We start from the raw sequence: 26,224 nt of genomic DNA, 5'->3' as shown, positions 1-26,224 counted from the left end.
ACGACTCTTTAAAGGCTAAGAAATGATTTCCTCAACTGAGAACCACACACATTCGCCAATTATTGTGGCACTTGATTATGAAGATGCTAATGAGGCTTTGGCTTTTGTGGATCGCATTGACCCACGTGATTGTCGCTTAAAAGTAGGCAAAGAAATGTTTACTTTTAATGGTCCTCAATTTGTTAAGTCACTCCATGAGCGTGGTTTCGATATTTTCTTAGATTTGAAATTCCATGATATTCCTAATACTGTCGCCCGTGCGGTTGCAGCTGCGGCTGAAATGGGGGTTTGGATGGTTAATGTTCACGCTGGTGGAGGTGCTCGTATGATGGAAGCTGCACGTCAATCACTTGAACATTATGGCAAAGATGCACCATTACTTACCGCAGTAACCGTATTAACGAGTATGGATGAGTCTGATCTTATCGGTATTGGGATTAATGCTTCACCGGCAGATCATGCCGAGCGTTTAGCCTTATTAACTAAGCAATGTGGGTTAGACGGTGTTGTTTGCTCAGCCCATGAAGCACAACGCTTAAAGCAGCTATGTGGTGCGGATTTCAAATTAGTTACCCCAGGCATTCGCCCTACGGGGAGTGATGTTGGGGACCAACGACGTATCATGACACCACAAGATGCAGTAAAAGCGGGTGTCGATTATATGGTGATTGGTCGTCCGATTACGCGCAGTGAAAACCCAACAGTCACATTACAACAAATCAATCAATCTATTGAAGGTTTGCTATGAGTGATTCAAATAGTCGTCTTGTTTACAGTACTGAGACAGGGCGTATTGCTGAAGATAAGCCCAAAGTTGAAAGACCTAAAGGCGATGGTATTGTGCGAATTCGCCGTGAGACTTCAGGTCGTAAAGGAAAAGGGGTTTGTGTTGTAACTGGTCTTGACCTTGAAGACAGCGAATTGTCTAAACTAGCGGCTGATCTTAAAAAGAAATGTGGTTGTGGCGGTGCAGTCAAAGACGGTAATGTTGAAATTCAAGGTGATAAACGTGATGTTATCAAACAGTACCTTGAGGCGAAAGGTTTTCAAGTTAAGCTAGCTGGTGGCTGATTGACTTGAGAGTTTTTTATCATGAGTGGCTATTAGAGAGCCACTCATTTGATAAAGATTGAAATGATTAAATTTCTGCTAATTCAGCAAACAAAGCCGGATTACGCTTAATAGCGATGAGTATTTTAGCCGCTAATCCTGTTGGGTTTCGTCGTTTAAGCTCCCAACTTTTAATGGTATCGATGCTAGTGCCTAGTGCATGGGCTAATTCGCTTTGTGAAACATTCAGTTGTTCTCGAATAGCTTTGACATCAGTAATTTCGTAACGAGTAACATTAGCGGCTTTTTGATGACCTTGTTTTATTTCAACAGCTTCTTCTAAAGAGGCTTTTAATTCGTTGAATATACTCATTTTACACCTCATTTTTTAGTAATTTCGTTAGTTTCTTTAATTCTGCTTTTTCTAAGTCACTTAGCGTGTCTTTGACATTTTTTGGGTAAGCCATTATAAAATAAATAATTTCTGCTGTAGCTAGGAAGTAAATAACGCGTACACTTGCACTTTTCCCTTTATTACCTGTTGCCATCCTAATTTTACGTAGCCCACCTGTTCCTTGGATGATATCGCCTTTATCTGGCCATGCGATAAGTTCATTTTGTAATATCCTAAGTTCTTCTTGTGTGGCGATAGATTGGATTTGTTTGGTAAAAAAGCTGGTTTCAATAAATTCAATTGCGTGACTCACAGGGTTCCCTCCCTTTGTATTAAACATAAGTGTACTTTGTACACTTTTTGGCGTCAATAGTTTAATCGATTATCGGATATGAAAAATAGAATAGCGTTCATGAGGAACGCTATTCTAGATTAAGGGGAGCGGCTATAGGAGATGATGAGATTTATTTGCCTACTTGGTGGCCAATTATTCCACCAATAGCAGCACCGCCAACGGTACCTATAGAGCTCCCGCCAGTCAGTACCGCGCCACCAACAGCACCTACACCGGCACCAATCGCTGTGTTTTTATCGCGCTTAGACATATTTGAACAGGCACTGACACTGATAGCGACAGTGGCTACCACCACAAATGATAAAATACGTTTGTTTACTGTGTTCATTTTATTGACCCTTAGTGCAGATTTAACAGTTAATAAAATATCACGATAGGTAAATTTACGAATAAGAATAATCAGGAAAAAATATGGGAAAACGCCTGCAGTTTAACGCTTAACCGAATTTGAGGTTGAAAAATAACAGACAGAGGAATAAAAGACCATAGGTATCAAAAACTATGGTCTTTTAAGAGTAGCACAAAAGTTATTATTCGGCAGGTCTAGCGACGATATTACGTGTTTCCATGCGAACTTCATTAATGGTGACATTGATAATATCATTAAGCTGATAAGCGATTTCACCTTTCACAAGAACATTACCTGTTTCTTGGCTACATTGGATTTCATCACGAACGCTATGAATGAAGGGGGCGGGAACAAATGCGACAGCTCCATTGTCGACTAAACGGACTCGTACTCCACCACGGGTGATATCAATAATTTCAGCTGGGAATTTTGTATCCGTACCTTCAAAAGGTTTTAAGTAACGAGAGTAGAGCCAATCACCAACATCGCGTTCAGCCATACGGTTTGCACGGCGGCGTTCTGCTAATTTGATTGATAACTCTTCGGAGGGTTTATCCGCGGAAGGTTTACCCGCAATAATCGACTTGATTAAACGGTGATTGACAATATCTGTGTATTTACGGATTGGTGAAGTCCATGTCGCATAAGCATCAAACCCTAAACCAAAATGCGGGCCAGGATCAGCTTTGACTTCTGCAAACGTTTGGTAGCGACGAATACGGCTATCAAGGAATTGAGTTGGCTGAGCATCTAATTGGCGACGTAGTTGACGGAAGCCTTCTAGTGTTAATAGCGATTCTGCCGTTGTTTCAATGCCATTGTCTTTTAGTGTTTGAACAACTTGGTCAATTTGCAGAGGTTCAAACCCCATATGTACATTAAATACGCCAAACCCTAGCTTTTCTTTTAGTACCGCTGCAGCACAGAGGTTAGAAGTAATCATCGCTTCTTCAACAATGCGATTAGAACTGCGGCGACGTTCGGTCACGATATCAACCACATTTCCGCTATCATCTAATACAAAGCGGTAATCAGGGCGATCTTTGAACACGAGTGCATTGTTTTCACGCCATTGCAAACGCCTGTCAGCCATTTCTTTAAGCAGTAAAATTTGTTGCTTATCAATATCATTTTCTGGCTGCCAACTACCTGTATTTTCAAGCCAATCAGAGACTTCGTCATAAACTAATTTAGTTTTTGATTCAACCCAAGCACTGAAAAATTCAATGTTATCATCAATGCGTCCATCTTCTTTGATGAGTGCAATGCAGACTAAAGCAGGGCGACGTTCATTTGGGCGCAAAGAGCATAGGTCATCTGACAATTTGCGCGGTAACATTGGAATATTAAAACCAGGCAAATAGTTGGTATATCCACGGGCTAAAGCCAGTTTATCTAGCTCGCTTCCTTCTGGGATATAGCTTGTTGGGTCAGCAATAGCGATATACAGTTTTAAGTCACCGTTATCGATTCTTTCGACATAGAGTGCGTCATCCATATCTTCAGTGCTAGCGCTGTCAATCGTCGTAAAGTGTAAGTGAGTTAAATCAACGCGTTCAATGCCTTGGTCATCTCGTTCGCTATCAACCATTTGAGGCTCATCACGGTCTAATTGGTGACGGCGTAACGTTACCCACCATGGGGCAAAATGGTCGTCACCATCGGTGATAAACTCAGTAATTTCAGCGTAGAAAGTTTTATCACCTTTTAATGGGTGGCGACGCATTTGTGCAACCACCCAATCATCTTGCTTAAATTCATGAGTAATGCCATTGACTGGGCGGCAAGAAATCATGTCCTTAAGTAAGGGATGGTCAGGGATCACAAATAAGCGGTTATCATTTTCTTTTTTTTGTATTTTCCCAACAAACCTGTCTAAGAAAGGTTCTACCAGTTCTTCTGGCTCTGCGAATTCACGGTCTTTATCTGTATGAACAGCAGCGACAACACGGTCACCGTGCATGACTTTTTTCATTTGAGGCGGTGGAATAAAATAACTTTTTTGGCCATCAACTTCGAGAAAGCCAAAGCCTTTTTCAGTGCTTTTCACCAGCCCTTCGACGCGTGGAGTCTGGGCATGTAATGTTTGTTTTAGTTGCGCGAGCAGTGGGTTGTCTTGGAACATACTTACCGTTTTATTGATGTTGGGTTTGGCTCTATTGTTACGTAAGACAAAGTCTTAGAGCAAGGAAAAAATGCGTTACAGACTAGATTCTTTATTAAAAATATCGATTATCTGTAACCTATAAAAATAGTACCGTGGTTAATCTTCTGGATAAATTTTTTCTTTAAATTCGCATAAATCTTCGATAATACAAGAGCCACAGCGAGGTTTACGGGCAATACAAGTATAACGTCCATGCAAAATAAACCAATGGTGACAATCGACTTTAAACTCTGCTGGTACAACTTTAAGGAGTTTTTCTTCAACTTCAACGACATTCTTACCAGGGGCAAAGTTAGTGCGGTTACAGACACGGAAAATATGCGTGTCAACCGCGATAGTCGGCCAGCCAAATGCGGTATTAAGAACCACATTTGCCGTCTTGCGACCGACACCCGGTAAAGCCTCTAAGGCCTCTCGGTTTTCAGGAACTTGGCTGTTGTGTTTTTCAATCAAAATTTGGCAGGTTTTATAGACACTTTCAGCCTTGGTATTAAATAAGCCAATGGTTTTAATGTACTCTTTTATCCCATCTACACCGAGCGCCATAATAGTTTCAGGCGTATTAGCAACTGGGTAGAGCTTTGCTGTCGCTTTATTGACGCTCACATCAGTGGCTTGAGCTGATAATAAAACGGCGATTAACAGCTCAAAGGGGGAGTTAAACTCTAACTCCGTTGTCGGGTGTGGGTTGTTATCCCGTAGACGAGTTAGAATTTCAATGCGTTTTGATTTATTCATTGCTCACAAAATATCACTGTTAAGAAATATGGCTGCCGCAACCTTGCTGTTTTTCATATTCACGTTCGGGTTGGATACCGGATTGTCGTGCGGCTCTTTTTTTCATTTTTTCATCAATTAAATACTTCGCTGCTAAGAGTAGCGCGAGGCCAATAAAGGCACCAGGTGGTAGCATAGCGAGTAAAAATGGCGAATCAAGGTGTAACACTTCAATACGAAGAGAGGTGGCCCAAGACCCTAGAAGTAAGTCAGCACCATCAAATAAGGTCCCATTTCCTAAAATCTCACGAATTGAACCTAAAACAAGCAAGGTCGCCGTTGCACCTAAGCCCATGGCAAACCCATCAAGGGCTGATAGCCCAACAGGATTACGAGAAGCGTAGGCTTCTGCGCGTCCAATAACAATACAGTTGGTGACGATTAGCGGAATAAAGATCCCAAGAGATTCATATAAACCAAAAGCATATGCATTGATTAACATTTGTACTGCGCTGACAACAGACGCAATAATCATCACATAAATAGGGATTCGAATTTCCGAAGGAACCCACCTGCGTAAAGCAGAAACGGTAACATTAGTACAAACTAAGACTAATGTTGTCGCTAAGCCTAGCCCTAATGCGTTTGTTGCTGTCGATGAAACAGCAAGAAGAGGGCAAAGCCCTAATAATTGGACTAATGCAGAGTTGTTTTTCCACAAACCTTGCATTAATAAGTCTTTAGATGAATCGCTCATTATTCGTCCCCACAGCGTGGATAATTCGATAATTGTTGTGGAATTTGTTGCATAAATACAGCGGTACGCTTAGTCGCGTTGACGACTGCTCTGGGTGTAATTGTTGCGCCAGTAAACTGATCAAATTCACCTCCATCTTTTTTAACGGCCCATTTAGGGTCATTGTCAGAGGTTATTTTTTTACCACTAAAATAGGTGATCCAATCAGATATTCGAGTCTCAATCTTGTCACCAAGCCCAGGGGTTTCATGATGTTCTGTTACGCGAGTACCTAGTACGGTACCGTGAAAATCGGTTCCAACTAATAGATGTATAGCCCCAGAGTAGCCGTCTAGTGCTGTTGTTTCTAATGCAGCAGCAACAGGTTCGCCATTTTTACGGGCGAGATACAAACGTCTAGGTTGTTTATTACCCAGTATGGCCTCATTAGTGACCAAATAACACTCTTTTGCGAGGTCGTTATCGTATAAATCACTTGGTATTACTTGGTCGAGTAGTTTTTTCTGAACAATAGCTGCTTGCTCAGCAATAGTCCCTTTCGTTAACGTGTATACAGCAGCACTAAGCGCAGTGGTTCCTGCTGCAAAGATGGCTAACGTTACCCCATGGCGTCTCATCGTGTTCAACATACGGTTATCCTTACTTATGTCCATGACCGTACGCACGAGGCTGCGTATAGTAATCAATTAATGGGACGGTAATATTGGCGAGTAACACGGCAAAGGCGACAGCGTCAGGGTAACCACCGTATACACGGATCACCCAAACAAGGAAACCGATAATCACACCAAAAATAATCCGCCCCTTAGGCGTCGTCGATGCAGTGACAGGATCAGTAGCAATAAAAAACGCCCCTAGCATAGTGGCGCCAGACAACAGATGAACCCATGGTGATGCATGTTGGCTATCATCAACTAAGTAGCTAACAATAGTTAAGACCGCTAATGTACCTAAGAATGATACAGGAATATGCCAACTAATAATTCGGCGCTGTAATAAGAACAAACCACCGACTAAATAGCCAATATTCACCCATTGCCAACCAATACCCGCTAAGGAACCTTGTAAAATAGGTTGCTGTAAAACCTCAGAAATAGAGTGAGTCAGTAGCCCTGTTTTAAAACTATCAAGCGGGGTCGCTTGGCTCATGCCATCAATTCCCGTTCGTAGCTGTTCGAGGGTGATCCCTGTTGGCGTATGGCCACTGAGTATGATTGATAGGCTATCAAGTGCTGAAATCGACATACTCTGTAATTCATGCGGGGGTAGCCAGTTTGTCATATGAACTGGGAATGATATTAGCAAAACAACATAACCCACCATCGCGGGGTTAAAAGGGTTTTGTCCTAATCCACCATAACATTGCTTAGCAATGGTAATAGCAAAAAATGTCCCTAATACGATCATCCACCAAGGTGAGAGCGGAGGTAGGCTGATAGCTAATAATAGTGCGGTCACAATGGCTGAATTATCTTTTAGTACAGGAACTACAGGTTGCTGGCGCAAACGAATAGAAACCGCTTCTGTGATAACGGCTGTTAGCATCGCTAAAATAATTTGGTATAAGGTGCCAACGCCAAAGAAATAAACTTGAGCAGCAATACCGGGTATTGCTGCTAAAAGTACCCAAAGCATGACTAAACTGGTGCTTTGTTTGTTATGAGTAAATGGCGCGCTAGCAATTTTTAAACGGCGATTTTTCGCATCAATTGGCCTAAATTTCATCTCGTTATCACTTACTCTGTAGTCGTTTGTTCATGTTGTTTTTGTGCTTGTTTGGCTTTTACCCGCGCTATTGCTGCGGCAACGGCAATTTTCCGAGGGTCGGTTTCCTCTTCAATGGGTTGTTCAGCTGCTGGGGTGAGCTCTTCTTGTGCAAGTTGTTCCGCTTGCGCCGCTTTTTTGGCTTTCTCACGGGCAATGGCGGCTGCGACAGCGGCTTTGCGTGGGTCAACTTCAGCGTCAGTTACTATATCAGCAACTGGCTCAGTTGCAGGTTGCACTTGAGCTGCTTTTTTGGCTTTCGCACGGGCAATGGCGGCTGCGACAGCGGCTTTTCGCGGGTCAACGTCTGCATCAGTGACTGCTTCGGCAACCGGCTCAGTTGCAGGTTGCGCTTGTGCCGCTTTTTTGGCTTTCGCACGGGCAATGGCGGCTGCGACAGCGGCTTTGCGCGGGTCAACGTCTGCATCAGTGACTGCTTCGGCAACTGGTTCAGTTGCAGGTTGCGCTTGAGCTGCTTTTTTAGCTTTCGCACGGGCAATGGCGGCTGCGACAGCGGCTTTGCGCGGGTCCACGTCTGCATCAGTGACTGCTTCGGCAACCGGCTCAGTTACAGGTTCTACTTGCGCCGCTTTTTTGGCTTTCGCACGTGCAATGGCAGCTGCGACAGCGGCTTTGCGCGGGTCAACGTCTGCGTCAGTGACTGCTTCGGCGACTGGATCAATTGCAGGTTGCGCTTGCGCCGCTTTTTTGGCTTTCGCACGTGCAATGGCAGCTGCGACAGCGGCTTTGCGCGGGTCAACGTCTGCGTCAGTGACTGCTTCAGCAACTGGCTCAGTTACAGGTTCCGCTTGCGCCGCTTTTTTAGCTTTCGCACGGGCAATGGCGGCTGCGACAGCATCTTTACGAGGATCATCCGTGGCCGCTGTGTCAACGGGCTCTGTTTGTGCATTAGCCAGTTTTTCAGCTTGTTTTGCACGGGCTTGAGCTTTACGGGCTTCGCGAGCAGCAATCACAGCACTATTGTCTGGCAGTTCACCCGAAATAATCTTAATGGGCTCCGCGGTCGCTGCTTGTTTGGTTTTAACTCGAGCCAAGGCTGCATTAACTGCATCTTTATCCGCGCTATCAACTTGTACCGCGGCTTTTTTATGGCGTTCTTCTCGTGCTTGTTTATCACGTTCCATACGCAACTGTTTTGCTTCAAAACGTAATTTAGCTTCAGCAGCTCGGCGCTCTTCTTGAGCAATTTCACGAATTTCCGCTTTTTCTTGGCGATAATATTGCACTAACGGAATATTACTTGGGCATACATAAGCACATGCACCGCACTCTATGCAGTCAAATAAATTATGTTTTTGCGCTTTTTCGTGTTCATCCCCTTTACTGAACCAATAAAGTTGCTGAGGAAGTAACGCGGCTGGGCAGGCATCGACACATAACCCACAACGAATACACGCTTCTTCTAGTGCTTTAGGTCCCATTTCTTCCATTGTGGGGACCAGTAAGCAGTTGCAAATTTTTACGACAGGGACATTCAGGTCGGGTAGGGTAAAGCCCATTAAAGGCCCCCCCATAATCACCATTTGTTCTGGCTCTGGGTTAAAACCGGATTGCTGTAATAGATGTTTAACTGGAGTCCCTAAACGAGTCCAAAAATTACCCGGTTTACTGATTGCTTCTCCGGTGACAGTTACCACTCGTTCAATCAATGGCTGGCCATCAACAACCGCGCGTTTAATGGCGACCACAGTACCGACATTTTGCATCAACACACCAATTTGTGAAGAACGCGCACCAGACGGCACTTCTTTTCCTGTCAAAATTTTTGTCAGTTGTTTAGCACCACCAGATGGATATTTAGTTGGTATAACCCTAATGAATACCTGTTTATCTTGTGGCGTGATCGCATCTTTGAGTGCCTGAATAGCCTCAGGTTTATTGTCTTCAATACCAATTAATATTTGGTCAGGGTTCAATAAATGCTGTAAAACACGACAGCCTTCAATGACTTCCTGTGCATGTTCTTGCATTAACCTATCATCAGCTGTGATATAAGGCTCACATTCAGCTGCATTAATGATTAATGTTTTAATCGCATCTTGACCTCCGGCCAATTTTGATGCGGTTGGGAAACCTGCACCACCGAGGCCGGCTATCCCAGCTTGTTCAATTTTTTGCAGTAATTCAGCACGGGTTAGTTGAACGTAATTAGGCTCTGGGGACAAAGTACACCATGTATCATGGCCATCGGCTGCAATACGCACACACAATTCTTTTAAACCAGAAGGGTGTGCCGTTACCATAGGTTCAATTGCAGTGATCACCCCTGAAGTTGATGCATGAACAGGTACAGTACGCCCAAGCCCTTTAGTTAATGGCTGGCCTTTTAATACTGAGTCACCAACCTGAACAATTAGTTCTCCCTCAGGGCCCAAATGTTGTTGTAATGGAATAAACAACTCATCGGGCACTGATGCAATACGCATCGGTGTCTGGCTAGATTGTAGCTTCATTTCAGGCGGATGGATCCCACCTTTGAAATCCCAGATATTATCTTTTTTTAACCAATTAAAGAGCTTAAGCATGAGTTTCACCTCTTACTTTAGAGACAAGCTGTTCATTGGGTTCAACACTAATATTTTTTACAGGGATGGTGTTTAAATCCCATTTCCAATTGGCTGTAGTCGTTTTCACAGGAACAAGTTCAATACAGTCTGTAGGGCAAGGGGCGACGCATAAGTCACAGCCGGTGCACAAGTCTTCAATCACAGTGTGCATGGCGCGGGTTGCACCCACAATGGCATCAACAGGGCAAGCTTGGATGCATTTAGTACAACCAATGCAGTTTTCTTCGTCGATAATAGCAACTTTACGGACGGGGTTTTGCGCGGCCTCATCGCCATCAATCGGTTGAGGGTCGACATTAAGCAATTCAGCGATTTTCAGCATGACCTGTTCGCCACCTGGGGCGCATTTGTTGATCATTTCCCCATTATTGGCAACCGCTTCAGCGTAAGGACGGCAACCAGGGTAACTGCATTGACCGCACTGGCTTTGAGGTAATATTGCTTCAACTTGTTCGACAATCGGGTCAGCTTCAACTTTGAAGCGTAATGAGGCATACCCTAACATCAGCCCAAATACTAGGCCAAAAACGGCTAATATACCGATAGCAATCCATACAGACATCATTAGAATTTCACCAAACCACTAAAGCCCATAAACGCGAGAGACATCAAGCCAGCGGTAATCAAGCCAATTGACGAGCCCTTAAAAGGGGCTGGAACATTGGCAACAGCTAAACGTTCGCGAATAGCGGCAAATAAAACCATCACTAATGAGAAACCCACAGCAGCGCCAAAACCGTATACGGCAGACTGCATAAAAGTATGAGACATATTAATATTTAATAAGGCAACACCAAGAACTGCACAGTTGGTGGTAATTAAAGGCAGAAAAATGCCGAGTAAACGGTAGAGCGTTGGGCTCGTTTTCCTGACCACCATTTCAGTGAACTGTACAACGACAGCAATCGCTAAAATAAAGCTTAGCGTCCGCAAATAGATGAGGTCGAGAGGAATGAGGATAAGTGTGTCAATCAACCAAGAACTGATTGACGCCAATGTCATAACAAACGTCGTTGCTAAGCCCATACCAATGGCCGGTTCGAGTTTTTTTGAGACGCCCATAAAAGGGCATAAGCCAAGGAATTTAACGAGGACGAAGTTGTTAACCAACACTGTTCCAACAAAGAGTAATAAATAATCAGTCATGCTATTGCCTGAAATGAAAAAAGAACAAAAACTGGCCGCAGCCAGTTAAACTATCATTATGATATCAAGCAATTTATATGATGCTTATCGATCTTGTGTGAAAGTCATTTTTACACGTTGGGAACGCTTGAAATAAGGGACAAAGAAACCCGCGCCAATTAAAGGCCATGCAAGGACTTGCAAAGCGGTTTCATCGTCAATAGGTGAAAAAGCGAAGGTTTTTATGCCTAATAATAATAAAATAAGCAGCCAAATAATAAAACGGCGAGGGAAATGTTTTGAACGAGAAAACATCAGTTGCAACACATGGATACTGAAAATAGTCATCCCAATAGCAATGGCGAATGACAAATACCAAGCGGCAGGAATAAAACGTGTCCAATGGTCAACAGTCGTGACAATCTCATAAAATTTAATGCAATACATGACAGTCATACTGCAAACAGCTAAAAAGGTTAATAACAAATAGATTGCTGGAACTAATAGCCAGCCAGTGATGCGGTTAGCGTCATAAACTGAAGTCATAATTAATAAAACCCATTTTGGCAAAATCGCTGGACAATTTACAATCCTATCATAGATTTATTTGCCATTTCATTCCTTCTGATGGTACTTTTTATCTCCACTTGTGTTCATCGTTGTATGAGGTCTAAATGTCTAAACCAATTAAAGTCGCGATCATCGGATATGGCTATGCAAGCAAAACATTTCATGCACCTTTCCTTGGTATTTTAGAAGGGTATGATTTGGCAACGATTTCTAGCAGTGACCCCAATAAGGTTAAGGCAGATTGGCCAAATATTCATGTTGCTGCATCTCCAGAAGCTGTTTTTGCGGATAAAGATATCGAATTAGTTGTCATTCCTACACCTAATGATACTCACTTCCCCCTTGCACAAGCGGCATTGGCAGCTGGAAAACATGTAGTTGTTGATAAACCCTTTACGTTAGATGTCTCACAGGCAGAGCAATTAAAACAACAAGCGGAGCAAGTTGGAAAACTACTGTCGGTTTATCATAACCGTCGATGGGATTCAGGTTTTTTAACCGTTAAAAAGATCTTAGAAGAAGGTAAGCTAGGGGATATTAAATACTATGAATCCCATTTTGACCGTTATCGGCCGCTAGTTAGGCAACGTTGGCGTGAAGCCGATATACCCGGAGCCGGTATTTGGTACGACTTAGGGCCACATTTGTTAGACCAAGTCTTGCAATATTTTGGTAGGCCTTTAGGGATCAACGTTGATCTTGCCATGATCCGCCCTAATGCACAGGCAGTGGATTACTTTCATGCTGTTTTGCAGTATGCAGATAAAAAAGTGGTATTACATGCAACAACATTAGCCGCTGCACCAACGCCGATATATGTTATTCATGGTATGAATGGTAGCTATGTTAAATATGGTTTAGACACCCAAGAAGACTGCTTAAAGAGCGGCCAACGTCCAGAAGGGGCTGATTGGGGAATTGATACCAACATGGGTAATGTGACGCTGTCACAAGGTGATGAGCTTATAACACAATCTTGGCCAAACCAACGCGGAAATTATGGTGGTTATTATCAAGGGATATATGATGCGATTCGCCATGGTAAACCAAATCCTGTCACCCCGAGCGAAGCGATAGATATTATGAAACTTATTGAAGCAGGTATACGTTCGGCAAAAGAAAAACGGACAATTGAAGCAATCTTTTAATGTCATCAACGCTCACTATAAGGCCAGTTAATATAACTGGCTTTTATTATGGATAATCGAATGAATTTGCTAGCTAAACTGAGAATAGACCCATTTTTACTTATCATGATTGGCGTTGTCATTCTAGCCAGTCTTTTTCCTTGTGAAGGCGATATAAAAACGGCGTTTCAATATTTAACGACTGCTGCAATTGCATTATTGTTCTTTATGCATGGGGCTAAATTATCTCGTGAATCAATCATGGCGGGGATAGGGCACTGGCGCCTACATCTCTTGGTTTTTGCGAGTACATTCATTGTATTTCCTATCGTAGGCCTAGGGCTTGCCGTGATTGTTCCGAAATGGATGTCACCCACTGTATATATGGGCTTTTTATACCTATGTGCTTTACCTGCAACTGTACAGTCAGCCATTGCATTCACATCGGTAGCGGGGGGGAATATTGCTGCAGCTATTTGTAGTGCATCGGCGTCGAGTATTCTTGGGGTTTTTCTTTCGCCAATCTTAGTGGGCTTATTGATGGATGCTGATGGCAGCCAAGCCATGGATACGCTTAATGCGATAGGCTCCATTCTAATGCAATTGATGCTGCCATTTATTGTGGGGCATTTATCTCGGCCGCTGATTGCCAATTGGATAAACCGTAATCGCAAATTAGTTAATATGACTGACCGGTCTTCAATATTATTGGTCGTTTATGTGGCATTCAGTGAAGCGGTGGTAGAGGGGATTTGGCAGAAAATAGACGCATTTTCACTATTTATGATTGTGGTTGTCACTTGCGTTATCTTATTTATTATCATTGTATTTAATACGTTGGCTGCACGGTTGTTAGGTTTTAGCAAAGAAGATGAAATTACCATTGTGTTTTGTGGTTCGAAAAAGAGTTTAGCTAATGGAGTCCCAATGGCGAATGTGTTGTTTCCTGCTGCGACAGTGGGGGTTATTTTATTGCCATTGATGATCTTTCACCAAATACAACTGATGGTCAGCGCTGTACTTGCTCAGCGCTATGCTAAACGGTTATCGATGAAATAAGTATTCTAAGATTGAGGGGGATTAGTACCCCCTCATATTTTTGCTATTGATTTATAGGATTAGCTATATTTAGTTACAACATACAGTGGGTTTAATAATCGCTAAATTAACAACTGTACTTGTACATTGAATACAGAAAGTGAGCTAGTAAAGGAGAGTCGTGTGTCTGTGTATAAACGTAGAAATACAATAATATAGGAAAGTGGCTTGAAAATTTAAAAGGGCATTCTAACAAATGCCCTTAAGAAATTTAAATTAACGAGTAGCAGCTTTATGTAAGAGCACTTTTTTCTCACTATCCGATAAAAATGCCATACTCAGACCATTTCGTTGTGCTTGTTCTATTTCTGCTGCCGTTAAACCAGCTTGTGGGGCAGCCACTTCATATTCATGGCGTAACTCAATACCTTGAACTGCTGGGTCATCTGTATTAATTGAAGCCATAACACCTTGTTGTAAAAAGGTTTTCAATGGGTGTTGAGCTAAGGATGGAACTGTACTTGTTTGAATATTCGACGTTAAACAGCTTTCCATGCCAATTTGATGTTTTACTAAATACTCAATTAGAGCAGGGTCTTCTATAGCTTTAACGCCATGACCAATTCGTTGTGCGCCTAATACCTTAATAGCATGCCAAATACTGTCTGCTCCAGCCGCTTCACCTGCATGAACAGTAATATTTAACCCAGTATCTCTAGCTTTAATAAAATGTGACTCAAAGAGCTCTCCAGGGAATCCGAGCTCATCTCCTGCTAAATCTAATGCGCATAAATGATCTCGATGCGCTAATAATCCTTGCAGCTCAGCTGTACAGGCTTGTTGGCCAAAAGTGCGGCTTAAAATACCAATTAAATTAATTTTAATATCAAATTGTTGGCACCCTGCACGTACACCATCAACAATGGCTTCAACTACACCTTCAACAGGCAATTGGTGCTTCATCGCCATATAGTAAGGAGAGAAACGTAGCTCTGCGTAATCGATACCAGCATTAAAGGCATCTTCAACATTCTCAAGCGCGACACGGCGACAGGCGTCCAAATCAGCTAAAACAGCGACTCCCCAATCTAGCTTTGCTAAAAAACCAACTAAGTCAGCTTCTTGTCCTATAATCTGGACGTGAGGGCGCAATGCTTCAATCTCTGTAGCAGGTAATTGAATATGATGCTGTTCTGCTAAGGAGAGGATCGTTTCTGGACGAATATTGCCATCGAGGTGGCGGTGTAAATCGGTTAAAGGTAAATGTGTATTAATCACGGAATGATCCTTTATCTATTTTCTATCCTTATTTTGACTTTTATTTCATTAAAGGCAATTACGAATCACGAAAAATGTGAAACGAGATTAATTATTACATTAATATTGTGATATATATCACGTTTATTTCGTGGTGTAATAAAAAAGCCAGCTAATATTAACTGGCTTTCGTCACTAGATGGTATTGAGTCAAATTAGTTAGCTGGTGCTTCTTGTGGAGCTAACTCAGGCTCAACTTCCATTTCTGGTGCTGGCTCTGCGTCTGGAGCAGGTACAGCTTCATATTCTAATGCATCTTCTGGGCTAGACATCATTTTCATCTTAGTGAGGAATTCAGCTAAGGTATATTTATCATTATTGAATGTCAGGTCATTACCTGCAAATTTGATAGTCATAGTTAAGTCATTTTCGCTATCAATCATCCACGGTGATTTTTTCTGCTTAGCTTTTTCAGCACGTTCTTCATCAGTCATAAACATTTCTTCAAATGGAGAAGAGAACATATCTGAAGTCAGCATTTGCTGAACACCTTCAAACTCAGAAGTGATCATGCCTTTCATTTCTTTTTTAGCTTCTGCATCAACTGGTACACCTTGATCAATAATCATTGCTTGAGTCATTGATTCGATCATCATTGGTTTATTCAGTTTTAAATTGAAATCGAAAGACGTAATGAGTTGCTTGATAGCTTCATCAACTTTGTTAGACATTGCTAACGCAGTCATTTCGTCTTGGTTCCATTTATTGAATGTGATGTTTAGGTCAACTGAGCTTTGGCCAGCTTCATTTTTCCAGTAGAAAGGGCTAACCGTAAATACAGGCTTGCTTTTCATTAGCTCTGGTAATGTTGTAGACATCATCTCCATTGCTAAACGCTCTGTAGCTTCAGTAGGATCTCCGCTAGCTAAACCTTGCGCTAAAGCTTCATTATATTGTTCAACGAATTTACCTAATGCTTTAGCATCTAATTTTTCAATAGCAACAGTTAATTCGCCAGAACCTAAGTTTTGCTCTAATGCTTTTAAATCAGCGATGCTATAAGAAATATTTCCTTTTACATCTTCGCCAGTAATAGAGGTATCACTTGAAATTTTGAAATCTTTAAAAGAGAATTTGGTTTCAGGGATGTTGAAATCTGTATCCGCAATAACAAATGACTGGGTTCCAGTGTAGAAGCCATATTGTGACTTTTCTACATTAGAGACTAATTTTAAACCTTTTAAAGTCATGGATTCAGAGTTATCTTTTTTACCAATAACTAAATTATCCGTCACTAAAGTTGCATCTACAGCAGCAAGGTCAGAGGTTGTTGATACATCGAACTTCGAACCACTGAATGATAATGAAACATCATCTTTCTTATATTCGATAGGGATCAGTTCTAAGCTGGTATCAATACTTTTGCTATAGCCAATAACAGCGGAACCATGAACAAAAGGTTTACCTTGTGTTGCTTCAAACAATTCTTTTGTGGTTGCGTTATTAGCTAATTCAATTTGTGTTGCTGCTAATTTAGGTAATAAATTAAACTTAGCAACTTGTGATAATGGGAATGGGCCATGATCAATATTCGTTTTGAATACAATGGAGTCGTCTGGTGAGACTGAGTCTGCAGAGGTGATTACAATATCTGCTTTAGATGAAAATACGCCTTTTTCATAATTTTCTACTTTAAAGTTCAAACCCGACTCAGGCACATTTACAGCAAAAAAATCGTTGGTTTTGAGGATTACTCTATCAAGTTCATCTTTTACTTTAGAACCTGTATACCATGAAGCACCGGTCCACACTGCACCTAGAGCAACAATAACACCAACCGCGACTAATGACTTTTTCATTATAAACATCCATCCTTTCAGTACGTTATTGCCGTACTTATAAATTTATAAAAGTTTTAAGTAACCATCTTCATGCAATAAAGACGGTTAAATACAGAATATGACACTATTTGTTAAATACTCGGGCTAGTTTACCACTGCCATTAATGGTTATGCTTTTCTCATAAGCAGGTAAGAATACAGACTCACCTGAATTAACGCATATTTCATCATTACTTGAATGCAGAACTAACTGGCCTTCAATGCAGAACAAAATTGAGGCACTATTATTAGATAGCACAACTTCCGAGTGGCTTATAGAATATATATTAAATGCAAAATCTTCTACTGGAATATTATATTTCCAGATATTTCCAGATTTTTCGGGGGTGTTCAATAAATCCTTTGCAAACGTAGGCTTAAAGTCAATATTCGCAATCAACTCTGGAATATCTATATGCTTATTTGTTAACCCTGCACGCAGTACATTATCTGAATTTGCCATAACCTCTAACCCGACACCTTCTAGATAAGCATGTGGCGTTCTGGCATATAAAAACATCGCTTCACCAGGTTCTAATTCAACGATGTTAAGAAGAAGAGGGGTAAATAACCCATTATCTTCAGGATACAGACTAACCATTTGCTTTATTGAGTTCCATGGTTCACCTTGTCGGCTGTTCAATGCTGCTTTTAATACACCAAGTGCTAAATCTTTTTGTTCACCCATTAGGTTAAGAATTTGTGCAAATAAACGTGATAATTTTTCTTCAGTGGGGTCCTGAACAAATAACTGAATATCAGGATGGGCAGCAGAAACAAAATCCAGAAGCTGAGCGATTTCATTTAGTGGGCGAAAGGCATTCATCGCTTTAAAAGGTGTTAATGCGAAGATCAGTTCAGGTTTGTGGTTATCATCTTTATAATTACGTATTGGGGAATCTAAAGGGATCCCTGCTGAATTTTCTTTGGCGAAACCAACTTCAGCATAAGTTTTGTTTGGATGCACCTGAACAGACAACGGTTGAGCAGCACATAACACCTTAAATAAATAAGGTAAACGATGATACGTCTGTGCAACATGTTGACCTAAATAAGCTTCAGGATCGCTATCAATTAAGACATTAAGTGGAATACTTTGATTTTTTTCCGTATCGAGAACTTCGGAGCTTGCTTTTGGATGAGCCCCCATCCAAAGTTCAGCCATTGGTAAGTTATCGGGGTTTGAAATCCCATATAACTTAGTCAGGGCCGTTTTACTGCCCCAGTCATAGTTTTGGACTTTGTTTATCATTTTCAGCATAGCAAAATTCTCTTTTTCATAAAAATCAACTGATTTCCTTTTCACTACAATACAATAAGCTCGACCAAGTCTCATAAATGAAATTCAATTTGTGGCATTATACTGCTCGGTTATTTGCTTACCTGCAAGCAGATGATTCTAAAATCAATTATTCTGTGTATGTACCTAAGGAGATAGTAATGGCAGCCACTCGCATTGAAAAAGACTCAATGGGACCAATTGAAGTACCTGCTGACCAATTGTGGGGCGCGCAAACGCAGCGTTCTTTAGAACATTTCCGTATATCTGTAGAAAAAATGCCTGTTGCGTTGATTCACGCACTCGCTATCACAAAAAAAGCCGCTGCTAGTGTCAATATGGATCTCGGATTATTAGCTAAAGAGCGCGGCGATGCAATCATTGCTGCCGCTGACGAAGTTTTAGCTGGTAAACATCCAACGGAATTTCCTCTTGCTATTTGGCAAACAGGTTCTGGTACACAAAGTAACATGAACATGAACGAGGTTTTAGCTAACCGTGGTAGCGAAATTCTCGGTGGCCAACGTGGTAACGATCGTCTTATTCACCCTAATGATGATGTGAATAAAAGTCAAAGTTCAAATGATGTTTTCCCAACGGCAATGCACGTTGCTGCGGTCGTCGCAATCCGCGAACATCTTCTCCCTGAACTGAAAATTTTGCATCAAACGTTAGATGCAAAAGCGAAAGAATTTAAAGATATCGTAAAAATCGGTCGTACTCACTTACAAGATGCAACTCCGCTGACGCTAGGCCAAGAAATTTCTGGTTGGGCTGCAATGTTAGCGCATAGTGAAAAACACATTGAAAACGCAGTTCCACATGTGTGTGAATTAGCGTTAGGTGGTACAGCAGTAGGGACCGGTTTAAATACTCATCCAGAGTATGCCGTTCGTGTTGCGAAAAAAATTGCAGAATTAACCGGCCAGCCATTTATTACAGCTCCGAACAAATTTGAAGCATTAGCAACTTGTGATAGCCTTGTGCACGCACACGGTGCTTTAAAAGGTTTAGCCGCTTCTCTAATGAAAATTGCGAATGATGTAAGGTGGTTAGCATCTGGTCCTCGCTGCGGTATTGGTGAAATATCTATCCCAGAAAATGAGCCAGGCAGTTCAATCATGCCAGGTAAAGTTAACCCGACACAGTGTGAAGCATTGACAATGTTATGTGCTCAAGTGATGGGGAACGATGTTGCTGTGAACATTGGTGGGGCTTCAGGTAATTTTGAGCTGAATGTATTCCGCCCAATGCTAATTGATAATTTCTTACAATCTGTTCGCTTGTTAGCTGATGGTATGCGTAGCTTTAATGAGCACTGTGCGATTGGAATTGAACCAAATCGTGAGCGCATTGAGAAATTACTTCATGAATCGTTAATGTTAGTAACTGCTTTAAATACCCACATCGGGTACGATAAAGCGGCAGAAATTGCTAAAAAAGCACACAAAGAAGGGCTGACGCTGAAAGAATCTGCACTGAAACTAAACTATTTAACTGAAGAACAGTTCAATGATTGGGTTCGTCCAGAAGATATGGTTGGCAGCATGAAATCTTAAGCTAGCTTATTAAACTGGCTTTATATAACACCCATACTGTTTTACAGATGGGTGTTTTTTTAGCGTTCAATATACAAATTTAATCGAGGAATTAATAATTCAACCTGTTTTGCTTTAGGTCGATTACGAATAGCAATGTTATTTGCATGGTAATCGGGGAGCTCACCGATTTTAATTTCTGCTACTGTTTTTTCGAGCGCAAAAACGAATAAAGGTGTTGCACAGGCAAACTGCGTTTGTTTCTGTTGCTCTTTATCCCACACTCGAGCTATTGGCTGAACTTTTACAGGGCGTTGAGTTTTCAAAACCGCATTATGAGGTAGGGAATCAATTAACCGAATTTCATTTTCCAGTTGTAAAAGCCAATGTTCTTTAGGTAAATGAAGAGGGCAACGGCCACTATCTATACTTGCTTGTAAACGGTCTAGTACTGTATTTTTGGTCACTTTATTGATAACTTTTTTATTCGCCCAGCCAAAATTAACTGTATCGATATCAACCAATGAGGTGAGGGTACGATAGGTATTTAATGTCAGCAGTCCGTGTAAACTGTCACGGATAAAGTCGAATCGATGAGGTTCATTCACTTGTGTGACAATTGCCTTTATATGCATCTTTAACTCATTGATCTTTAATATTAACGAATTAAAGTCACGATATGTCTGCAAATGAGTTTGTATACATATAACGCCAGGTAAGCGGATAGCGGCTTTATTGCTAATTTCTTCGGATTTATTCTGCAAAAATAATAAGTTAATTAACTTTATTGCTTCACTCACAGCATCATGACCCGCTAGTGTATGTACTGAAATTTGTTCTATTTCATTATTTTCCTCACCTTTAATAACTGAAGGTAATTGAAATACATGGGCTGTAAATGGAACCTGTTTTGATTGTTCCAGCAGCAAGAGGCTAAATTGGTTTATCCGTGACTCCAATTCATTGAACGTATCAATCAAATCTTGTTTTATAGTCATTTAGTTACAACATTCAAATGGGTGATAATTATAATTACCATTAACTATCGAGCTTATCAATAATAAAACGAAGCTTAAAAGGGCAAGTGGGTATTTTAACACTTGTCCTTTTCTTGTATATAACTTTACTTTTACGTTAATTTATTTCTGTATCAATGACTTGGTAAAATGCATTTGGTGTATCATATATCGTCCAAATGGCTAAGATTACATGGTAACCTTTTTGATTTTTCGGTAATACACAGTTGTGTTCCACAATTTCCCCTGGAGTTTCTACACGTTCAAATTTACAAAATGGGGTTAGTGTAAATTGATTACGCGATAATAGGGCATTTGGCTGCCAGTCAGGCTTAGTTATGAAATATTCCCATTTTGTCGTTTTATGTTTTGCCGTGATGCGCCATTTAAACTTAACATTAGGTGAATTTAAAATAACCCGTTTCCATCGGTTCGTAGTTTGTATGTCTAAGGGAGAAAAAGCACCAATACCAGCGCTAGCAATTTTTCCATCAGCTGGGCCGTATTGGGGGAAGCCTTTTTGGCCTTCAATCGATTGCGGCTCATATTGCACTGGCCCACAGTGAGTATTTATACCTTGTTTGCAGTAATATGAGCGACTTTCAGGGGATTCGACATAGCCATGGGACCAAACAAAAGAACTACAACAAAAGAGCAATGATGCAAATAAAAATAGTTTTAGTGAGAATGGTTTCATTGAGTTTCCTCGTAATTAATAGACATTTTCATCATCTACTAATCACGAGGAGGAGCGGTAGCTTAACCTTTATTAGTTCCTAACCTATTGGTTATAACAAATTGATTTCAAACGGCAAGCAATGATAATGCCGATAAATAATATTCCAGCGATAAATAAAGCAACTCCATTCCAACCGAAGTGTTGCCAAAATAAGCCACCAACCGTACCTGCAATACTTGACCCTGCGTAATAACTAAATAAATACAAGGAAGACGCTTGGCCACGTGCTCGTTTAGCTCTGCGTCCCACCCAGCTACTAGCTACAGAGTGTGCTGCAAAAAAACCCGTTGTCAGTATTGTCATTCCAAGTAAAACTAACCAAACATTTGAATGTAATGTGACTAAAATACCAACTAACATCATACAGATGGACGCTATGAGTACTTGTCCAAGTCCATATTTGTGAATTAGGCTTCCTGTTTTAGTCGCACTGTAAGTCCCTGTTAAATAAATAACGGATAACAAGCCGACAGTAGACTGAGAAAAAGAGTAAGGCGCTTCAAGTAAGCGATATCCAATGTAGTTGTACATTGTGACAAAGCCCCCCATCAAAACAAAGCCTTCAATAAATAGAAAAGGTAAGCCTTTGTCTCTAAAGTGTAGATGCAAATTAACCCACAGATTCTTAGGTTTTAAAGAACTCGCCCGAAAGTGCTGAGAAGGGGGCAATAAGCGCCAAAAGCCAATAGCCGCGATCAAAGCTAACGAACCTAAAATTACCACGGCAACACGCCATGAATAAAAATCAGCGATCACTCCCGTCACCAAACGGCCACTCATTCCACCCAATGAATTACCACTAATATATAAGCCCATGGATAGTGCAACATAGCTTGGATGGATCTCTTCGCTTAAATAGGTCATTGCAACCGCGGCAACACCACTTAGCGACAAACCAACTAATGCTCTCGCAATTAAGATCCCTTGCCAACTCTGCATGACGGAACTAAGTAGCGTAAATAATGCGGCACAGGTCAATGCAATCACCATCACATTTTTTCGACCTATTGCATCTGAAATTGGCCCTGTAATTAATAAACCTAATGCCATCAAGCCAGTACTCAGTGATAATGACAAGCTTGCAGTGGCAGGGGAAATATTAAAATCCTCTGACAGCATAGGCAAAATTGGCTGCACAAAATACAGTAATGCAAATGTGGCAAAACCCACCGTAAAAAAAGATAAAGTCACACGTAAATACAGCGCATCATCTCTTTGTATGTAATGTTTTTTTGGTGTGGTATTTCCTTGCTGGGGTGCCCTTATTCCTTCGTTAGGTTGCTCAGATGTAAGACTATTCTGTGAGTGTTCCATGTATATTCCTTGTCATACCAACACGTTTGATTTCGATCAAAGAATAGAAACTTTCTATTTTTTTGTCTAATATATTAATCATTAACAATGATATTTTAAACATATCAATGATATCGAGAAAACGATGAGTATAGAACTTAGGCACCTGCGGTACTTTATTGCTGTCGCTGAAGAGCTCCATTTTGGCAAGGCTGCTGAACGTTTACATATTTCACAGCCCCCGTTAAGCCAACAAATACAAATACTTGAAGAGAAAATTAATGCAAAACTGTTAGAAAGGAATAACCGAAATGTTGCCTTAACGCCAGCAGGCACGATGTTTTTAAAAGAAGCGTATCAAATTTTAGCGCAAGTCGATGCAGCTGCGACAAAAGCGGCTCGCATGGAAAAAGGCGAACTTGGGGAGTTATCCATTGGATTTACTTCAACTACGCCGTTTATGCACAAGGTCACAATGAGTTTACGGCAATATCGGGAAACATACCCAGAGGTTTCTATTCATATGCACCAAATGAATACGAAACAACAGATTGCACCATTAATTACGGGGCGAATTGATTTCGGCATTATGAGAAATACGGTGTTACCAGAACAATTGGATTACCAGCTATTATTTAAAGAGCCATTTATGGTCGCTGTCTATGAAGGGCACCCATTGTTAGAATTTATTGATGTTGGTGTCGATATTCAACAGCTTGCTGATTATCCTTTTATTTTCTTTGAACGTGATGTCGGTACTGCGTTATATGATGAAATAAACCAATTGTTAACATCTGCAGGGGTGGTACCGACCATTTCTCAAGAAGCAGGGGAAGCAATGACTATCTTGGGGTTAGTTGCCGCAGGTATGGGAATTTCCGTAATTACAGAATCATTCACACGTATGAAAATTGATGGTGTGAAATACTTAAAACTCACAAATATTAATGCTTCATCTGAAGTCTGGTTAGTCTACAATACGCGTAGAGCATTACCTGCTGTCGCCAAAAAATTAACAAATCTTTTGATGGCCAATATTGTTGGTCAACAAAAGTGAGTAAGCTCACACTTTCAATGCAAACGAAATCATTCATACACAGATTAAGGCATAATAACTCATTGCTTTATAAAGGAATTGAATTATTACCATGGTGAATCAAACAGGCCATATTGACCAAATCAAACAATTAAATACGGGGATTGTATATCGTATCATTGATCAGCATGGTCCAATTTCGCGTATTGCCTTATCAAAACAAGCACAGCTTGCGCCTGCAAGTATCACTAAAATTACACGCGAGCTTATGGATGCCCACTTAATCAAAGAATTAGAGTTTCCTGTACTCGGTTTACGTGGACGCCCAGCGATAGGGCTAGTGATTGAAAGTGAAGGGTGGCAATTTCTAGCGATCCGTATTGAAGAGCAGAAACTTACCATTTCCCTGAAAGAAATTAATGCGGTTACCTTAGCGCAAACAGAATATCCATTTACACCGCTAGGGAATAGCGAATTTATGGATTCACTTTCTGAATTAATTAGTCAATTTTTTGCTAGTCATCAAAACATATTAGAAAGAGTCACCGCCATTAGCATTCTTATTGATGGTATTTTAGATCCCCATACCGGTGTTATTTATCAGCATCCTTCTTTTAAAATCCATCAATTGGCCATTGCGGAACACCTTACCAAGCAAACGGGTTTACCCACCTATTTACATCCGCCAGTCGATGCGTTGGCGTTAATGGACCACTTTTCTCATCAGGAGAAAAGAAAAGCAAAAAACATCATTTACTTACAGCTACAAGATGTTATTAATGTCATGGTGTTAAACCATGGAACAGCCTTAGATGCGAATACCCGTCGACCTATTTTGTTTGGCCATACCCAATGTGAGCCATACCAACATAACTTTTGCTATTGCGGTAGCAACGATTGCTTAGAAACAAAAACGTCCATTCCTGCAATATTGCGGCAAGCTAATAATTTCCTAATAAACTACCCTGATTCTTTTTTGCATCAACACGATATTTCAATTGAAAAAATTTGCGCTGGAGCAACATTAAACGACAGACTTTGTGTTTACCTTATTAATCAAGTTGCCCAGCAATTAGCTAAACCATTAGCACTGATGGTGAATTTATTTGGTAGTGAGTTAATTTTAGTCAATTCACCTTTGAATCAAGGTTCTGAGCTGTTTTTAAAATGTTTACATGACCATATAAATAAATACGCAGTTCCTCTGTATTCATCCAATTTATCGATAGAAAAATCTTTATTTACAGTAAAGGAGAGTGAAACATCATTAATACAGAGAGCATTATATGATGGTTCACTGCTACTACAACTATTACAAGGTTAAAACAATTCGATAATATTTATACTATCGTACACAAAATTGAGCTAACGCAAACTTCTCACTTACCCATTCCAATAAACTGAATCCATATCATTTTTGCAGCTTATTGCTGTATAAGTCTGTCACTTCAGGATAGAAAAAGACCATGATCAATCTATTTGTTACCGGGACAGATACAGATGTCGGGAAGACAGTATCGACGCTTGCCATCTTGCAAGCACTAAATAACCAAGGAATTAAAGCAGTGGGCTATAAGCCTATTGCAGATCAATGCATTGATACCCCTGAAGGAATCAGAAATAAAGATGCATTACTCATCCACAGTGTTTCTAAAGACCTTGTTTCTTATGATGAAGTTAACCCTGTGCGTATTACAGACAATTACAGCCATGAAAATAGCATTGATTTTAATAAAATAAAGCATGGTCTAGACCATTTACATCATCAATGTGACATGGTTGTTATCGAGGGTAATGGGGGATGGCGCTATCTACTTGATGACAATACTTTTTATGCAGACTGGTTAAAAGGTCAACCTGTTGGTGTGATCTTAGTCGTCGGCATTCAACATGGTTGTGTTAATCACGCATTACTAACAGCGGATGCAATTCGAGCTGATGGCTTACCATTAATTGGTTGGATGGCAAACCGCATCAATCCAGGATTGGCGCACTACGCACAAATCATTGAACGGTTACAACATCATATTAAGGCACCATTAATTGGGGAGATCCCGTATTTATTGCGGCCAGAAGAAAGAGAGTTAGGGCATTACCTTAATACAGATAAACTACAAGAACTTATTACCATTCCTAACTAAGCACGTTACGAACTAAGTAAGTTATTAATCAAAAAATAGGGCGC

General features: G+C 40.8%; 26 protein-coding genes. 8 read left to right on the top strand and 18 right to left on the bottom strand.

All coding sequences use genetic code 11. The features are described 5' to 3' along the window. The first annotated feature begins 22 nt into the window (after positions 1-22). Together pyrF and yciH are read left to right on the top strand one after the other, a co-directional pair. Positions 23-748, top strand: coding sequence for an orotidine-5'-phosphate decarboxylase (pyrF, locus tag CYG50_RS09125; protein WP_102138611.1), 726 nt, complete (start codon positions 23-25; stop codon positions 746-748). Further along, positions 745-1,071: a stress response translation initiation inhibitor YciH gene (yciH, locus tag CYG50_RS09120; RefSeq protein ID WP_102138610.1), complete on the top strand. Its 327-nt coding sequence runs from the start codon at positions 745-747 to the stop codon at positions 1,069-1,071. The genes pyrF and yciH overlap by 4 nt, the downstream gene beginning before the upstream one ends. A gap of 67 nt (positions 1,072-1,138) precedes the next feature. On the opposite strand, the gene nadS is transcribed toward yciH, so the two are convergent. The 12 genes from nadS to CYG50_RS09060 all read right to left on the bottom strand — a co-directional run bounded on the left by nadS (position 1,139) and on the right by CYG50_RS09060 (position 11,812). After that, positions 1,139-1,423 carry a NadS family protein gene (gene nadS, locus CYG50_RS09115; RefSeq protein WP_102138609.1) on the bottom strand — a complete coding sequence of 95 codons (285 nt, stop codon included), beginning with the start codon at positions 1,421-1,423 and terminating at the stop codon, positions 1,139-1,141. A gap of 1 nt (position 1,424) precedes the next feature. Then, positions 1,425-1,757: a type II toxin-antitoxin system RelE/ParE family toxin gene (locus tag CYG50_RS09110; protein WP_102138728.1), complete on the bottom strand. Its 333-nt coding sequence runs from the start codon at positions 1,755-1,757 to the stop codon at positions 1,425-1,427. A gap of 151 nt (positions 1,758-1,908) precedes the next feature. Further along, a complete protein-coding gene (gene osmB, locus CYG50_RS09105) occupies positions 1,909-2,127 on the bottom strand; it encodes an osmotically-inducible lipoprotein OsmB (protein ID WP_102138608.1) in 219 nt (72 codons plus the stop codon). Between the two features lie 202 nt (positions 2,128-2,329). Continuing rightward, entirely contained in the window at positions 2,330-4,273 is a 1,944-nt protein-coding gene (locus CYG50_RS09100; RefSeq protein ID WP_102138607.1) for an exoribonuclease II, read from the bottom strand. A gap of 138 nt (positions 4,274-4,411) precedes the next feature. Beyond that, positions 4,412-5,053 (bottom strand): endonuclease III, encoded by a 642-nt coding sequence (gene nth, locus CYG50_RS09095; RefSeq protein ID WP_102138606.1) that lies wholly within the window; start codon positions 5,051-5,053, stop codon positions 4,412-4,414. Between the two features lie 19 nt (positions 5,054-5,072). Further along, entirely contained in the window at positions 5,073-5,789 is a 717-nt protein-coding gene (locus CYG50_RS09090) for an electron transport complex subunit E (RefSeq protein ID WP_102138605.1), read from the bottom strand. Beyond that, a complete protein-coding gene (gene rsxG / locus CYG50_RS09085; protein ID WP_102138604.1) occupies positions 5,789-6,418 on the bottom strand; it encodes an electron transport complex subunit RsxG in 630 nt (209 codons plus the stop codon). The genes CYG50_RS09090 and rsxG overlap by 1 nt, the downstream gene beginning before the upstream one ends. 10 nt (positions 6,419-6,428) lie before the next feature. After that, positions 6,429-7,514, bottom strand: coding sequence for an electron transport complex subunit RsxD (gene rsxD / locus CYG50_RS09080; protein WP_102138603.1), 1,086 nt, complete (start codon positions 7,512-7,514; stop codon positions 6,429-6,431). A gap of 11 nt (positions 7,515-7,525) precedes the next feature. Continuing rightward, positions 7,526-10,099, bottom strand: a complete 2,574-nt coding sequence (rsxC, locus tag CYG50_RS09075) for an electron transport complex subunit RsxC (RefSeq protein WP_102138602.1) — start codon at positions 10,097-10,099, stop codon at positions 7,526-7,528. Further along, positions 10,092-10,706 carry an electron transport complex subunit RsxB gene (gene rsxB, locus CYG50_RS09070; RefSeq protein ID WP_102138601.1) on the bottom strand — a complete coding sequence of 205 codons (615 nt, stop codon included), beginning with the start codon at positions 10,704-10,706 and terminating at the stop codon, positions 10,092-10,094. Before rsxB ends, rsxC begins: the two co-directional genes overlap by 8 nt. Continuing rightward, entirely contained in the window at positions 10,706-11,287 is a 582-nt protein-coding gene (gene rsxA / locus CYG50_RS09065) for an electron transport complex subunit RsxA (RefSeq protein ID WP_004910983.1), read from the bottom strand. The genes rsxB and rsxA overlap by 1 nt, the downstream gene beginning before the upstream one ends. 84 nt (positions 11,288-11,371) lie before the next feature. After that, positions 11,372-11,812 (bottom strand): DUF2569 domain-containing protein, encoded by a 441-nt coding sequence (locus tag CYG50_RS09060; protein WP_102138600.1) that lies wholly within the window; start codon positions 11,810-11,812, stop codon positions 11,372-11,374. 128 nt (positions 11,813-11,940) lie between these two features. On the opposite strand from CYG50_RS09060, the gene CYG50_RS09055 reads away from it, so the two are divergent. Together CYG50_RS09055 and CYG50_RS09050 are read left to right on the top strand one after the other, a co-directional pair. After that, on the top strand, positions 11,941-12,984 hold the full coding sequence (locus CYG50_RS09055) for an oxidoreductase (RefSeq protein WP_102138599.1): 1,044 nt from the start codon (positions 11,941-11,943) through the stop codon (positions 12,982-12,984). 60 nt (positions 12,985-13,044) lie between these two features. Beyond that, the gene (locus tag CYG50_RS09050) at positions 13,045-14,022 is read left to right on the top strand and encodes a bile acid:sodium symporter family protein (protein WP_102138598.1); all 978 of its coding nucleotides are present in this window, start codon (positions 13,045-13,047) and stop codon (positions 14,020-14,022) included. Positions 14,023-14,277: 255 nt separating this feature from the next. Here the strand turns inward: CYG50_RS09050 and add are convergent, their stop codons facing one another. The 3 genes from add to manA form a co-directional block, all read right to left on the bottom strand. Beyond that, complete coding sequence (gene add, locus CYG50_RS09045; protein ID WP_102138597.1) at positions 14,278-15,279, bottom strand: adenosine deaminase; 1,002 nt, start codon at positions 15,277-15,279, stop codon at positions 14,278-14,280. 194 nt (positions 15,280-15,473) lie between these two features. Beyond that, entirely contained in the window at positions 15,474-17,117 is a 1,644-nt protein-coding gene (locus CYG50_RS09040; protein WP_168222840.1) for a YdgA family protein, read from the bottom strand. Positions 17,118-17,223: 106 nt separating this feature from the next. Continuing rightward, positions 17,224-18,399 (bottom strand): mannose-6-phosphate isomerase, encoded by a 1,176-nt coding sequence (gene manA / locus CYG50_RS09035; RefSeq protein ID WP_102138727.1) that lies wholly within the window; start codon positions 18,397-18,399, stop codon positions 17,224-17,226. A gap of 179 nt (positions 18,400-18,578) precedes the next feature. On the opposite strand from manA, the gene fumC reads away from it, so the two are divergent. Next, on the top strand, positions 18,579-19,976 hold the full coding sequence (gene fumC, locus CYG50_RS09030; RefSeq protein WP_102138595.1) for a class II fumarate hydratase: 1,398 nt from the start codon (positions 18,579-18,581) through the stop codon (positions 19,974-19,976). Positions 19,977-20,035: 59 nt separating this feature from the next. On the opposite strand, the gene tus is transcribed toward fumC, so the two are convergent. From tus to CYG50_RS09010, 3 genes are all read right to left on the bottom strand, one after another. After that, positions 20,036-20,953: a DNA replication terminus site-binding protein gene (gene tus / locus CYG50_RS09025; RefSeq protein ID WP_102138594.1), complete on the bottom strand. Its 918-nt coding sequence runs from the start codon at positions 20,951-20,953 to the stop codon at positions 20,036-20,038. A gap of 136 nt (positions 20,954-21,089) precedes the next feature. After that, positions 21,090-21,668 carry a lytic polysaccharide monooxygenase gene (locus tag CYG50_RS09015; RefSeq protein ID WP_168222839.1) on the bottom strand — a complete coding sequence of 193 codons (579 nt, stop codon included), beginning with the start codon at positions 21,666-21,668 and terminating at the stop codon, positions 21,090-21,092. Positions 21,669-21,752: 84 nt separating this feature from the next. Beyond that, complete coding sequence (locus CYG50_RS09010) at positions 21,753-23,024, bottom strand: MFS transporter (RefSeq protein WP_102138593.1); 1,272 nt, start codon at positions 23,022-23,024, stop codon at positions 21,753-21,755. Positions 23,025-23,148: 124 nt separating this feature from the next. Between CYG50_RS09010 and CYG50_RS09005 the strand changes: the two genes are divergently transcribed. From CYG50_RS09005 to bioD, 3 genes are all read left to right on the top strand, one after another. After that, positions 23,149-24,060 carry a LysR family transcriptional regulator gene (locus CYG50_RS09005; RefSeq protein WP_102138592.1) on the top strand — a complete coding sequence of 304 codons (912 nt, stop codon included), beginning with the start codon at positions 23,149-23,151 and terminating at the stop codon, positions 24,058-24,060. Between the two features lie 91 nt (positions 24,061-24,151). Next, positions 24,152-25,363, top strand: a complete 1,212-nt coding sequence (locus CYG50_RS09000) for an ROK family protein (protein WP_102138591.1) — start codon at positions 24,152-24,154, stop codon at positions 25,361-25,363. A gap of 142 nt (positions 25,364-25,505) precedes the next feature. Beyond that, positions 25,506-26,180, top strand: coding sequence for a dethiobiotin synthase (bioD, locus tag CYG50_RS08995; protein ID WP_102138590.1), 675 nt, complete (start codon positions 25,506-25,508; stop codon positions 26,178-26,180). The last annotated feature ends 44 nt before the right edge of the window (positions 26,181-26,224 follow it).

The organism is Providencia huaxiensis, from assembly GCF_002843235.3.
Lineage (GTDB): Bacteria > Pseudomonadota > Gammaproteobacteria > Enterobacterales > Enterobacteriaceae > Providencia > Providencia huaxiensis.
This window is presented reverse-complemented; position numbering and strand designations above follow the sequence as displayed.

What these genes read in the sequence shown, in the direction of transcription:
- fumC (WP_102138595.1), top strand. Translation starts at nt 18,579, where the DNA reads ATGGCAGCCACTCGCATTGAAAAAGACTCAATGGGACCAATTGAAGTA.
- CYG50_RS09005 (WP_102138592.1), top strand. Translation starts at nt 23,149, where the DNA reads ATGAGTATAGAACTTAGGCACCTGCGGTACTTTATTGCTGTCGCTGAA.
- rsxG (WP_102138604.1), bottom strand. Translation starts at nt 6,418, where the DNA reads ATGTTGAACACGATGAGACGCCATGGGGTAACGTTAGCCATCTTTGCA.
- rsxB (WP_102138601.1), bottom strand. Translation starts at nt 10,706, where the DNA reads ATGATGTCTGTATGGATTGCTATCGGTATATTAGCCGTTTTTGGCCTA.
- rsxA (WP_004910983.1), bottom strand. Translation starts at nt 11,287, where the DNA reads ATGACTGATTATTTATTACTCTTTGTTGGAACAGTGTTGGTTAACAAC.
- bioD (WP_102138590.1), top strand. Translation starts at nt 25,506, where the DNA reads ATGATCAATCTATTTGTTACCGGGACAGATACAGATGTCGGGAAGACA.
- CYG50_RS09090 (WP_102138605.1), bottom strand. Translation starts at nt 5,789, where the DNA reads ATGAGCGATTCATCTAAAGACTTATTAATGCAAGGTTTGTGGAAAAAC.
- rsxD (WP_102138603.1), bottom strand. Translation starts at nt 7,514, where the DNA reads ATGAAATTTAGGCCAATTGATGCGAAAAATCGCCGTTTAAAAATTGCT.
- rsxC (WP_102138602.1), bottom strand. Translation starts at nt 10,099, where the DNA reads ATGCTTAAGCTCTTTAATTGGTTAAAAAAAGATAATATCTGGGATTTC.
- CYG50_RS09040 (WP_168222840.1), bottom strand. Translation starts at nt 17,117, where the DNA reads ATGAAAAAGTCATTAGTCGCGGTTGGTGTTATTGTTGCTCTAGGTGCA.
- nadS (WP_102138609.1), bottom strand. Translation starts at nt 1,423, where the DNA reads ATGAGTATATTCAACGAATTAAAAGCCTCTTTAGAAGAAGCTGTTGAA.
- CYG50_RS09100 (WP_102138607.1), bottom strand. Translation starts at nt 4,273, where the DNA reads ATGTTCCAAGACAACCCACTGCTCGCGCAACTAAAACAAACATTACAT.
- yciH (WP_102138610.1), top strand. Translation starts at nt 745, where the DNA reads ATGAGTGATTCAAATAGTCGTCTTGTTTACAGTACTGAGACAGGGCGT.
- pyrF (WP_102138611.1), top strand. Translation starts at nt 23, where the DNA reads ATGATTTCCTCAACTGAGAACCACACACATTCGCCAATTATTGTGGCA.
- CYG50_RS09010 (WP_102138593.1), bottom strand. Translation starts at nt 23,024, where the DNA reads ATGGAACACTCACAGAATAGTCTTACATCTGAGCAACCTAACGAAGGA.
- CYG50_RS09050 (WP_102138598.1), top strand. Translation starts at nt 13,045, where the DNA reads ATGAATTTGCTAGCTAAACTGAGAATAGACCCATTTTTACTTATCATG.
- manA (WP_102138727.1), bottom strand. Translation starts at nt 18,399, where the DNA reads ATGCTGAAAATGATAAACAAAGTCCAAAACTATGACTGGGGCAGTAAA.
- osmB (WP_102138608.1), bottom strand. Translation starts at nt 2,127, where the DNA reads ATGAACACAGTAAACAAACGTATTTTATCATTTGTGGTGGTAGCCACT.
- CYG50_RS09015 (WP_168222839.1), bottom strand. Translation starts at nt 21,668, where the DNA reads ATGAAACCATTCTCACTAAAACTATTTTTATTTGCATCATTGCTCTTT.
- CYG50_RS09060 (WP_102138600.1), bottom strand. Translation starts at nt 11,812, where the DNA reads ATGACTTCAGTTTATGACGCTAACCGCATCACTGGCTGGCTATTAGTT.
- CYG50_RS09000 (WP_102138591.1), top strand. Translation starts at nt 24,152, where the DNA reads ATGGTGAATCAAACAGGCCATATTGACCAAATCAAACAATTAAATACG.
- nth (WP_102138606.1), bottom strand. Translation starts at nt 5,053, where the DNA reads ATGAATAAATCAAAACGCATTGAAATTCTAACTCGTCTACGGGATAAC.
- CYG50_RS09055 (WP_102138599.1), top strand. Translation starts at nt 11,941, where the DNA reads ATGTCTAAACCAATTAAAGTCGCGATCATCGGATATGGCTATGCAAGC.
- tus (WP_102138594.1), bottom strand. Translation starts at nt 20,953, where the DNA reads ATGACTATAAAACAAGATTTGATTGATACGTTCAATGAATTGGAGTCA.